The sequence below is a fragment of the Kitasatospora sp. NPDC089797 genome (assembly GCF_040684795.1).
Lineage (GTDB): Bacteria > Actinomycetota > Actinomycetes > Streptomycetales > Streptomycetaceae > Kitasatospora.
Genome location: NZ_JBFBGS010000102.1, coordinates 1 through 10779 on the forward strand (window position 1 = coordinate 1; position 10779 = coordinate 10779).

Annotated in this window: 8 protein-coding genes and 1 rRNA gene; 2 read left to right on the top strand and 7 right to left on the bottom strand. The window is 72.7% G+C overall.

Annotated elements, in window-relative coordinates:
• Positions 1-174: 174 nt before the first annotated feature.
• Positions 175-1524, bottom strand: coding sequence for a class I SAM-dependent RNA methyltransferase (locus AB0O91_RS40860; RefSeq protein WP_363444573.1), 1350 nt, complete (start codon positions 1522-1524; stop codon positions 175-177).
• Between the two features lie 395 nt (positions 1525-1919).
• Entirely contained in the window at positions 1920-4001 is a 2082-nt protein-coding gene (locus AB0O91_RS40865) for an APC family permease (RefSeq protein WP_363444558.1), read from the bottom strand.
• Between the two features lie 252 nt (positions 4002-4253).
• On the opposite strand from AB0O91_RS40865, the gene AB0O91_RS40870 reads away from it, so the two are divergent.
• Positions 4254-4922: a TrkA family potassium uptake protein gene (locus AB0O91_RS40870; protein ID WP_350510883.1), complete on the top strand. Its 669-nt coding sequence runs from the start codon at positions 4254-4256 to the stop codon at positions 4920-4922.
• Positions 4922-5593, top strand: a complete 672-nt coding sequence (locus AB0O91_RS40875; protein WP_363444561.1) for a TrkA family potassium uptake protein — start codon at positions 4922-4924, stop codon at positions 5591-5593. Before AB0O91_RS40870 ends, AB0O91_RS40875 begins: the two co-directional genes overlap by 1 nt.
• A gap of 119 nt (positions 5594-5712) precedes the next feature.
• On the opposite strand, the gene AB0O91_RS40880 is transcribed toward AB0O91_RS40875, so the two are convergent.
• The 5 genes from AB0O91_RS40880 to rrf all read right to left on the bottom strand — a co-directional run.
• A complete protein-coding gene (locus AB0O91_RS40880; protein WP_363444564.1) occupies positions 5713-6534 on the bottom strand; it encodes a DUF3159 domain-containing protein in 822 nt (273 codons plus the stop codon).
• Between the two features lie 2 nt (positions 6535-6536).
• On the bottom strand, positions 6537-6944 hold the full coding sequence (locus AB0O91_RS40885) for an OB-fold nucleic acid binding domain-containing protein (protein ID WP_363444567.1): 408 nt from the start codon (positions 6942-6944) through the stop codon (positions 6537-6539).
• A 76-nt stretch (positions 6945-7020) separates the two neighbouring features.
• Entirely contained in the window at positions 7021-7701 is a 681-nt protein-coding gene (locus AB0O91_RS40890; RefSeq protein WP_033351413.1) for a response regulator, read from the bottom strand.
• A gap of 159 nt (positions 7702-7860) precedes the next feature.
• Entirely contained in the window at positions 7861-10452 is a 2592-nt protein-coding gene (locus tag AB0O91_RS40895; protein WP_363444570.1) for an ATP-binding protein, read from the bottom strand.
• 251 nt (positions 10453-10703) lie between these two features.
• A 5S ribosomal RNA gene (rrf, locus tag AB0O91_RS40900) occupies positions 10704-10779 on the bottom strand; the annotation flags it as partial.

Consider the following 10779-nt stretch of genomic DNA (forward strand, 5'->3'; position numbering starts at 1 on the left):
CCCGCCCCCCGCCCCGGCCCCCCGCCCACCCCCCCGCGGCTGGGGCGGCACCCCGCGTGTCGGCGGCACCCCGTGGTGTACGGGTGCCGCCTCCTCGGCGTTTCCGCCGCTCCACCGATCCGCGGGTCCAGCGGTACCGGCGCACCGCCGCTCCGGTGCCCCGGCCCTCCGGAATCAGACCCCGACCGGCTCCAGGATCGCCACGCACTCGAAGTGGTGCGTCATCGGGAACAGGTCGAAGGCCCGCAGCGAGACCGGCCGGTAGCCGCCCTCGCGGAAGAACGCCAGGTCCCGGGCGAGCGCCGCCGGGTCGCAGGCCACGTACGCGATCCGGCGCGCCTCCAGGCCGACCAGGTGGGCGACGGTCTCGCGCCCCGCGCCCGCCCGCGGCGGGTCCAGCACGATCAGGTCGGTGGCGGTGATGCCGGTACGCGGCAGCAGCGTCTCGACCCGGTCGCACTCGATCCGCACGTTGTCCAGCGCGGCCAGGTTGTGCCGGGCGTCGACCACGGCCTGCTTGGCGGACTCGATGCCGAGCACCGCGCCGTCCTCACCGACCCGGTCGGCCAGCGCGCCGGCGAACAGGCCGACCCCGCAGTACAGGTCGAGCGCGTTCTCGCCCCACTGCGGGTCCAGGCCGTCCAGCACCGCGTCGACCAGGGTGTCCGGCGCCTCCGGGTGGATCTGCCAGAAGCCGCCGTTGCTGACCCGCCAGGTCCGCCCGACCGCCCGCTCGCGCACGAACGAGCGCCCGTGCACCTTGTGGAGGTCGCCCTGGGCGTCCACGCGGGCGATCGACACCGGCTTGTCGAGCTCGACCAGCGGCAGCTGGGCGCCGTCACGCGGGGTCAGCACCACCTGGCGGTCCGAGGAGCCGCTCGCCGCGACCACCTCGACGCTCGCCACGCCCGGCCAGTCCCGGGACTCGATGCCCAGCTCGGTGACGCCCTCGGCGGCGATCAGGCAGCGGTCGATCACCTGCACCTCGTGCGAGCGGTGCTTGCGCAGGCCGACCTTGCCGGTCTCCGCCTCCACCGCGTACTGCACCCGGGTGCGCCAGGCCGGCACCTGCCCGGCCTGCAGCTTGCCGCCGACCGGCTCGACGCTGCCGTCCCAGCCGACCTCGGCCGGGGTCAGCCCGGCCAGCTTGGCGAGCTGCTCGGTCAGCACCGCCGCCTTGAGCTTGCGCTGCCCGCCCGGGGTGACGTGCTGCCAGTCGCAGCCGCCGCACTTGCCCGGCCCGGCGAACGGGCAGGGCGCCTCGATCCGCTCCTTGGCGGGCTCCAGCACCTCCACCGCGTCCGCGCGCAGGAACCGCGAGGTGGTGGTGCCCTCGGTCACCTGGGCGACCACCTTCTCGCCGGGCAGCGCGTGCCGGACGAAGAGCACCCGCCCCTCGTGCCGGGCCACACAGTGCCCGCCGCCGTGCGCGACCGGACCGACCTCGACCTCGTAGCGCTGACCGGCCAGCGGCTCCCCGGAGGGGGTCTCCGGCCGCGCCGGACGCGTTCCCGCGCCCCGCAGCGCCTTCGGCGGCCGCACCGCCTGCTTGCGCGGCGCCTTCCGGGCCGCTCCCGCCGCGCCCTTCTCGCCCTGAGCGCCCTTCTCGGCCCGGGCACCCTTCTCACCCTGGGCGCCCTTCTCCGCGCGCGCCGGCTTCTCGCCCCGAGCCTGCTTCTCCCCCCGCACCGGCTTGTCGCCCCGAGCCGGCTTCTCGGCCGGCACCGGCTTCTCGACCGGGGCCTCCCCCGGCACGACCGGCGCCGTGCGCGCCGTCAGTCCCTCACGGTCGGTGGCCTCCGGGCGGTGCGGCTTGCCCCAGCGGGGCCGGGCCACCTGCCCGGGCTGGGAGCCGCCGCCCCGACGGGCGCCCTTGCCCTTGCCGGAGGCGCCGGAGGAGCGGGACGGAGTGTTGCGCGTCACTGGGAGGAGTCCTTGCTGCGGTCGGGGGTGGCACCGGCGCTCGCACCGGTACGGACGGAATCCTTCGACTTTACGGCCTTCGGCGCCCGCGGCTCGCCACGGCGGACGGCACCGGGCGGCGACCAGGCCTTCTGCGGCCTGCGCCGCTCGGAGGACTCCAGCTGCCAGGGCACCGAGGTGACCATCACCCCGGGCTTGAACAGCAGCCGCCCCTTCAGCCGCAGCGCGCTCTGGTTGTGCAGCAGGTGCTCGTACCAGTGGCCGACCACGTACTCGGGGATGTAGACCGCGACCACGTCGCGCGGGCTGCTGCGCCGCAGGTTCTTCACGTAGTCCAGGACCGGGCCGGTGATCTCCCGGTACGGCGAGTCCAGCACCTTGAGCGGCACCTCGATGCCGCGCTCGTCCCACTCCCGCCGCAGCGCCGCCGTGTCGGCCGGGTCGACGTTGACCGTGACGGCCTCCAGGGTGTGGGCGTGCGCCAGCCGGGCGTAGGCGAGGGCGCGCAGCGCCGGCTTGTGCAGCTTGGAGACCAGCACGATGGCGTGGACCCGGGTCGGCGGCACCGCGTCGTCCGGCTCCTCGGCGGCGGTGAGCTCCTCGGACACCCGGTCGTAGTGGCGCCGGATGCCCTTCATCATCACGAACAGCACGACCATCGCGGCGATCGCGATCCAGGCGTGGCCGATCTTGGTGACCAGCACGACGATCAGCACGGCCATGGTCATCACCAGGCCGAAGCCGTTGATGGCCCGGCTGCGCTGCATGTGGCGCCGCTTCGCCGGGTCGGTCTCGGTGCGCAGCAGCCGGGTCCAGTGCCGGATCATGCCGGACTGGCTCATGTTGAAGGAGACGAAGACGCCGACGATGTAGAGCTGGATCAGCCGGGTCGGGTCCGCGTCGAAGGCGATGATCAGCAGGATCGCGGCGATCGCCAGCAGGATGATGCCGTTGGAGAAGGCCAGCCGGTCGCCGCGGGTGTGCAGCTGGCGCGGCAGGTAGCGGTCCTGGGCGAGGATCGAGCCGAGCACCGGGAAGCCGTTGAAGGCGGTGTTGGCGGCCAGCACCAGGATCAGTCCGGTGACGGCGGCGACGAAGTAGAAGCCGGGCGTGAAGTTGCTGAAGACGGCCTCGCTGATCTGCGCCAGCGCGGTCTTCTGGTGGTAGCCGGAGCCGGCGCCGACCAACTGCTCGGACGGGTGCTCGGCCATCTGCACGCCGGTCAGCCGGGCCAGCCAGATGATGCCCATGAACATCACCACGGCGATGCTCGCCATCATCAGCAGCGTGGTCGCCGCGTTCTTGCTCTTCGGCTTGCGGAAGGCCGGCACGCCGTTGGAGATCGCCTCCACGCCGGTGAGCGCGGCGCAGCCGGAGGAGAAGGACTTCAGCAGCAGGAACACCATCGCGAAGCCGGTCAGCGACTCGTTGCCCGGGGTGGCGGCGAGGTGGAAGCCGGCGCTCTCGGCGGGCATGGACTGGCCGAGCACGACGTTCCGCAGGAAGCCGTAGCCGACCATGCCGACCACACCGATCATGAAGGCGTACGTGGGCACCGCGAAGGCGCTGCCGGACTCGCGCACCCCGCGCAGGTTCATGCCCATCAGCAGCACGACCACGATGACCGACACGATCGTCTCGTGTCCGCGCAGCGCCGGTACGGCGGAGACCACGTTGGCGACGCCCGAGGTGGTCGACACCGCGACGGTCAGCACGTAGTCGACCATCAGGGCCGCGGCGACCACCAGTCCGGCGGCCGGGCCGTGGTTGACGGTGGCGACCTCGTAGTCGCCGCCCCCGCTGGGATAGGCGTGCACGTTCTGCCGGTACGAGGCGACGACGGCGAGCATCACGATCGCCACCACGACGCCGATCTGCCAGGAGAAGTGGATCGCCGAGGCCCCCGCGACGGAGAGCGTGAGCAGGATCTCCTCGGGGGCGTACGCGACCGAGGAGAGCGCGTCCGAGGCGAAGACGGGCAGCGCGATCCGCTTGGGGAGGAGCGTCTCCCCGAGTTTGTCGCTGCGCAGGGCTCGCCCGATCAGGAGGCGTTTCGGAAGGTCAGTCGGCATAGGCACGTTAAGGAATCGTAGGGGTTTCCCGGCCGGGCTTGCGCCGTTTATCCCCCCCTTCGTCGCGACTGCGTTCGGTGGACCGGCTAGCGTGTCGGATACGAGTCGGTGGGCAACACTCTGGTTGTCGAGCACAGTCCGGGCACGGTCCGGCCGACGCCCCACGAGGACCCTCGCCCCGGCAGACCCGGGCGGGAAACGGAGATGAACGGTGTTTGCGCAGGTCAAGACCCCTTCGGGACGGGTGAGGTAGCGCCGGTGCACATCGTCATCATGGGCTGCGGCCGCGTGGGCTCCGCCCTCGCGAGAACGCTGGAGAAACAGGGTCACTCGGTCGCCGTGGTCGACCAGGACCCGACCGCCTTCCGTCGGCTCGGTGCCGGGTTCAACGGGCGCCGGGTCACCGGGGTCGGCTTCGACCAGGACACCCTGCGCGAGGCGGGCATCGAGGAGGCCGGCGCCTTCGCCGCCGTCTCCAGCGGTGACAACTCCAACATCATCGCCGCCCGGGTCGCCCGGGAGACCTTCGGCGTCGAGAACGTCGCGGCCCGGATCTACGACCCGCGCCGGGCCGAGGTGTACCAGCGCCTGGGCATCCCCACCGTGGCGACGGTCCGCTGGACCGCCGACCAGATGCTGCGCCGGCTGCTGCCGAGCGGTGCCGAGCCGCTGTGGAACGACCCGAGCGGCAGCGTCCAGCTGGCCGAGGTGGCCTACCACCCGGCCTGGGTCGGCCAGCGGATCAGCAGCCTGGAGGAGGTCTCCGGCGCCCGGGTGTCGTTCGTCACCCGGCTCGGCGAGGGGGTGCTCCCCTCGCCGCAGATGGTGGTGCAGGAAGGCGACCTGGTGCACGTGATGCTGCGCCGGGCCGACCTGACGGCCGTGGAGGCCGCGTTCGCGCAGGGGCCGAAGGAGGAGGGTCACTGATGCGGGTCGCCATTGCCGGGGCCGGTGCCGTGGGCCGCTCGATCGCGGGCGAGCTGCTGGAGAACGGTCACGAGGTCCTGCTGATCGACAAGAACCCCAACTCCATCTCGGTGGAGCGGGTGCCCATGGCGGAGTGGCTGCTGGCCGACGCCTGCGAGATCACCTCGCTGGACGAGGCCGCGCTGCAGCGCTGCCACGTGGTGATCGCCGCGACCGGTGACGACAAGGTCAACCTGGTGGTCTCGCTGCTCGCCAAGACCGAGTACGCGGTGCCGCGGGTGGTCGCCCGGGTGAACAACCCCAAGAACGAGTGGCTCTTCAACGAGTCCTGGGGCGTGGACGTGGCCGTGTCCACCCCGCGTCTGATGTCCGCGCTGGTCGAGGAGGCGGTCAGCGTCGGCGACCTGGTCCGCCTGATGCGCTTCAGCCAGGGCAACGCCAACCTGGTCGAGCTGACCCTGGCCGGCGAGGCCGAGCTGGTCGGCACCCGGGTCGGTGACGTCTCCTGGCCGCAGGACACCGCGCTGGTGAGCATCATCCGCGAGGGCCGGGTGCTGGTGCCGGGCAAGGACGACGTCCTGGAGGGCGGCGACGAGCTGCTCTTCGTCGCCGCGCAGGAGCGCGAGGAGGAGCTGGAGCAGCTGCTGTCGGCCACCTCCGGCGCCCAGTAGGTCCGGACGCGCACGGCCGAGGGCCCGTACCCCCGTCGCTGGGGGTGCGGGCCCTCGGCCGTACCGGCGGGACCGGCGGGAGCCGGAAGAGGAGCGGGAGCGGCCGTGCGGCCGGTCCGCTACTTCGCCGGTTCCTCCTCGTCGTCCAGCTGCGCCTTGATCGGCGGCGGCGCCTTGAGCAGGATCTGCCAGGTCACGTACATCGCCAGCAGCAGCGGCGGGATGCCGAGGGCGACCTTCAACCAGCCGAGCAGGTTGACGTTGTGGGTCAGGTACAGCGGGAAGAGGATCACCGGCTTGAGGCCCATGATCACCACCCAGGCCCAGGTCGCCTTGGTGTAGGCGGCGAGCCGGCCGGGGTTCTCCTTGCGCCAGGTGAACATCTCACCGGTGATCGGGCCGAGCATCACCCCGATCATCGGCCAGCGCACCAGTGCGGAGACCGCCAGGGCGAGGCAGTAGCCGACGTTCCAGAGCAGGCCGGGCAGGTAGAAGTCCTCGGCCTTGCCGCTCTTCATCGCGATCCAGGCGCCGAGGGCGACGCCGAACACGCCGCTGAAGGCGTGCTGGATGGTCTCCCGCCGGGCCAGCCGGGCCACCACGAACAGGGCGCTCAGGCCGAGCGCGGCCCAGGCGGCGGCGCTGACCTGGTGGGTGATGTTGTAGGTGACGATGAAGACCAGGCCGGGCAGGGTCATGTCGACCATGCCGCGCACGCCGCCGAAGGCCTGGAGGACGGTGTCGGCGGCCTCCTTGGAGGCCGCCTGCCGGGCGGCTTCGGCGGCCGCCGGGTCCAGCGGCCGGTCGGCGGCCGGGCCGGTGCCTTCGATCGACCGGGACAGTCCGTCCACCGCCTCCGCGGCGGCGGCGTCCTGCCAGGCGGCCACGTCGGCGGCGTCCAGGTCGATCCGGGCGGCGTCTCCGCCGGGGTGGTTGCTCACGCTCATTCGCTCCCGAGTCCGACCGGACGCAGTTCGTAGCGGGGGTTGAACAGCACGCGGCGCCCGCGTGCGTGGCTGATCCGACCGCTGGCGACGAGCCGGCGGCCCGGCTCTATGCCGGCGATCGAGCGGCGGCCCAGCCAGACGACCTCCAGTGCCTCGGTGCCGTCGAAGAGCTCGGCCTCCAGGGCCGGCACCCCGGCCCGCGGGCGGAGCGTCACCGTGCGCAGCGTGCCCGCGACGGTGACCAGCTGGCGGTCGGCGCAGCCCGCGATCGGCGTGCAGCCCGACTCGGCCGCGCTCTCCTGGCGCAGGTCCTCGGCGTCCAGTTCCTCGGCCGAGGAGGTCAGCCGGTTGAGCATGCGGCGGAACCGCCCCTGCGGCTGGCCACTGCTGATGTCACCACTCATGTCGGCAGGGTACCGGGTTCGGGTGCCCCGGCGGCAGGAGTCGCAGCCGCCGGGGGCCGGTGGGGACGGCGGCCGGTCAGCTCTCGAAGCGGTAGCCCATGCCCGGTTCGGTGATGAAGTGGCGCGGGTGCGAAGGGTCGCGCTCCAGCTTGCGGCGCAGCTGGGCGAGGTAGACCCGCAGGTAGTTGGTCTCGGTGCGGTACGCCGGGCCCCACACCTCCTGGAGCAGCTGGGTCTGGCTGACCAGTCGGCCGGCGTTGCGGACCAGGACCTCCAGCAGATGCCATTCGGTGGGCGTGAGGCGTACGTCGGTGCCGTCCCGGTTGACCTTCTTGGCGGCGAGGTCGACGGTGAAGCTCTCGGTGACCACCAGCGAGTCGTCCTCCCCGGCGACCGGCTCGGCCCGGCGCACGGCGGCGCGCATCCGCGCGAGCAGCTCGTCCATCCCGAAGGGCTTGGTGACGTAGTCGTCGGCGCCGGCGTCCAGGGCCTCGACCTTCTCGTCGGAGGCGTGCCGGGCCGACAGCACGATGATCGGCACCCGGGTCCAGCCGCGCAGGCCGCGGATCACCTCGACGCCGTCCATGTCGGGCAGGCCCAGGTCGAGGACGACCACGTCCGGATGGCGGGCGGCGGCGAGTTCCAGCGCGCTCGCCCCGTCATGGGCCGCGTCGACCTCGTACTTGCGGGCCTTGAGGTTGATCACCAGCGCGCGGACGATCTGCGGTTCGTCGTCCACGACGAGGACCCGGGTCATTTACGGGCTCCGCCTTTCAGGCTGTCGGATCTTACGGACTGTGTCTTGCTGTTCGTACGACGCGGCCCGCCGGGAGCGACGGGCCGCCGGGGTGCGCCGCCGGGCCTCCCCCGAGGAGCCGGCTCCCGTCCGGTCGGCCGGGCGGGAGCCGGCCGGGCCTCACGTGATGAGCTCCGAGAACGGGTCGCGGCCCTCGCCGGGGGGCTCGTCCGGTTCGGGCGGCCGCTCGGCGGCGGGCAGGCTGACGACCATGGTGAGGCCGCCGCCGGGGGTGTCCTCGGCCGTGACCGTACCGTCCATCGCCTCGACGAACCCGCGCGCCACCGCGAGCCCGAGGCCCACCCCGGCACCGCGCGGCGCGTCGCCGTAGCGCTGGAACGGCGCGAAGATCCGCTCCTTGGCGTCCTCGGGCACGCCCGGGCCGCGGTCCACGATCCGCAGCTCGACCCGGGCCTGCCGGCCCGGTGGCTGGAGGGCGTCGGCCTTGACGAGCACCTTGACGCCCTCGGGGCTGTACTTGACGGCGTTCTCGACCAGGTTGGCCAGCGAGCGCTCCAGCAGCCCGCCGTCGGCCCGGATCATCGGCAGCGTCTCCGGCACGTCCAGGCGGACCGACTCGGGCGGCACGCCGCCGAGCGCGTACGGGACCACCTCGTCCAGGTCGGTCTCCTGGATCAGCGGGGTGACGGTGCCGGTCTGGAGCCGGCTCATGTCGAGCAGGTTGTTGATCAGGTGGTCGAGCCGGTCGGCCCCGGCCTCGATGCCCTCCAGCAGCTCCGCCTCGTCCTCCGGGTCCCACTGCACGTCGGCCGAGCGCAGTGAGGTCACCGAGGCCTTGATGCCGGCCAGCGGGGTGCGCAGGTCGTGCGAGACGGCGGCCAGCAGCGCGGTGCGGATCCGGTTGCCCTCGGCCTCCCGGCGGGCCGCCGCGGCCTCCCTCGCCAGTCGGCGGCGTTCCAGCACCACGGCGGCCTGGGCGGCGAAGGCCCCCAGCAGCCGGCGGTCCGCCCCGGGCAGCACCCGGCCGCGCAGCACCAGGGCCAGGCTCTCGCCGACCGGCACGTCCACGTCGGCCACCTCCGGCCGCTCCGGCGGGCGCGGCCCGGCGGTGGCGACCGCCACCCAACCGGCGGTCGGTTCCGGACGCTCCAGCAGCGCGGCGCTGTCCTGTGCGAAGGTCTCCCGGGCCTGTTCCATCAGCGCGGTCAGCACGCCGTCCCCGTTCGGGGCGCCGCGCAGCACCGTGCCGGCCAGCGCGCTGAGCGTCTGCGCCTCGGCCTGGGCGCGGGCCGCCTGGTGGGTGCGCCGGGCCGCCAGGTCCACCACGGAGGCGACCGAGCAGCCGACGACGGTGAATATCGCCACCGCCATGATGTTCTGCGGCTCGTTGATCGAGAAGGTGTGCAGCGGCGGGGTGAAGTAGAAGTTCAGCACCGAGGAGCCGACCAGGGCCGAGCCGATCGACGGCAACAGTCCGCCGACCAGGGCCGCGCACACCGTCAGCGACAGGAACAGCAGCATGTCGGTGGACAGCCCCAGCCCGCCGATCGTGGTCAGTACGATCGCCAGCAGCGGCGGGCCGGCCAGCCCGATCAGCCATCCGGCGATGGTCCGGGTCCGGCCCAGGTCGGTGATCCGCCGCACGGGTATCTTGCCGCGGCGCACGTGCCCGGCGTGCTCGTGGGTGACCATGTGGACGTCGATGTCCCCGGCCTTCTGGGTGACCAGGGTGCCGACGCCCGGGCCGTACAGGTACTGCCATCCGGGCCGACGGCTGGTGCCGAGCACGATCTGGGTCGCGTTGACCCCGCGGGCGAAGTCCAGCAGCCCCTCGGCCGGGTCGTCGCCCAGGACGTTGTGGAAGGAACCGCCGAGGCTCTCCACCAGCGCGCGCTGTTCGATCAGCGTCTGCGGCGAGCCGGAGCCGGCCAGCCCGTCCGAGCGGGAGATGTGGACGGCCAGCAGCTCACCGCCGGAGACGCGGGCCGCGATCCGGGCCGCCCGGCGGATCAGCGTCGCCCCCTCCGGTCCACCGGTCAGGCCGACCACGATCCGCTCCCGGGCCTGCCAGGTGCCGACGATGCCCTGCTCGGCGCGGTACTTCTGCAGGTACTCGTCCACCCGGTCCGCGGTCCACAGCAGCGCCAGCTCGCGCAGCGCGGTCAGGTTGCCCGGGCGGAAGTAGTTGGCGAGCGCGGCGTCGATCTTCTCCGGCATGTAGACGTTGCCGTGCGCGAGCCGCCGCCGCAGCGCCTGCGGGGACATGTCCACCAGCTCGATCTGGTCCGCCCGGCGGACCACCTCGTCCGGGACGGTCTCCCGCTGGCGCACCCCGGTGATGCCCTCGACGGCGTCCCCGAGCGACTCCAAGTGCTGCACGTTCACGGTGGAGATCACGTCGATCCCGGCCGCGAGCAGTTCCTCGACGTCCTGCCAGCGCTTCTCGTTGCGGCAGCCGGGGACGTTGGTGTGGGCGAGCTCGTCCACCAGCGCCACCTGCGGGCGGCGCGCCAGGACGGCGTCCAGGTCCATCTCGGAGAACCGGGCGCCCCGGTGCACCACCTGTTGCCGCAGCACGACCTCCAGCCCGGCGACGAGGTCCGCGGTCCGTCGCCGGCCGTGGTCCTCCACGAACGCCACCACGACGTCCGTACCACGCTCCTGCCGCCGGTGTGCCTCGGCCAGCATGGCGTACGTCTTGCCGACCCCGGGGGCCGCCCCGAGGTAGATGCGCAGCCTGCCTCGTCCCATGAGCACCATTCTTGATCCGGCTCCGCCCGGGAGCCACCCCCGGACACCTGTTCCCCCTGCCTTCGAGACTACGGCGTGACCGGCGACTTTCCGCTGATCAGTGCACTGATCAGGCGGTTTTAGCGGCATATTGACGAAGGAGCAGCCACTCGGCGGGGGTCGGCCGGGGGCTTTCCGCCCGATTCCGACCGATTTCCGACCAACGCGAAAAGCCCCGCCGGGTGAACCCGGCGGGGCTTTTCTGAATGATTGTTCGGCGGCGTCCTACTCTCCCACAGGGTCCCCCCTGCAGTACCATCGGCGCTGTGAGGCTTAGCTTCCGGGTTC

Bases quoted from the DNA above. Each gene is read 5' to 3' on its own strand.
- AB0O91_RS40875 (WP_363444561.1), top strand. From the start codon at position 4,922: ATGCGGGTCGCCATTGCCGGGGCCGGTGCCGTGGGCCGCTCGATCGCG.
- AB0O91_RS40885 (WP_363444567.1), bottom strand. From the start codon at position 6,944: ATGAGTGGTGACATCAGCAGTGGCCAGCCGCAGGGGCGGTTCCGCCGC.
- AB0O91_RS40890 (WP_033351413.1), bottom strand. From the start codon at position 7,701: ATGACCCGGGTCCTCGTCGTGGACGACGAACCGCAGATCGTCCGCGCG.
- AB0O91_RS40895 (WP_363444570.1), bottom strand. From the start codon at position 10,452: ATGGGACGAGGCAGGCTGCGCATCTACCTCGGGGCGGCCCCCGGGGTC.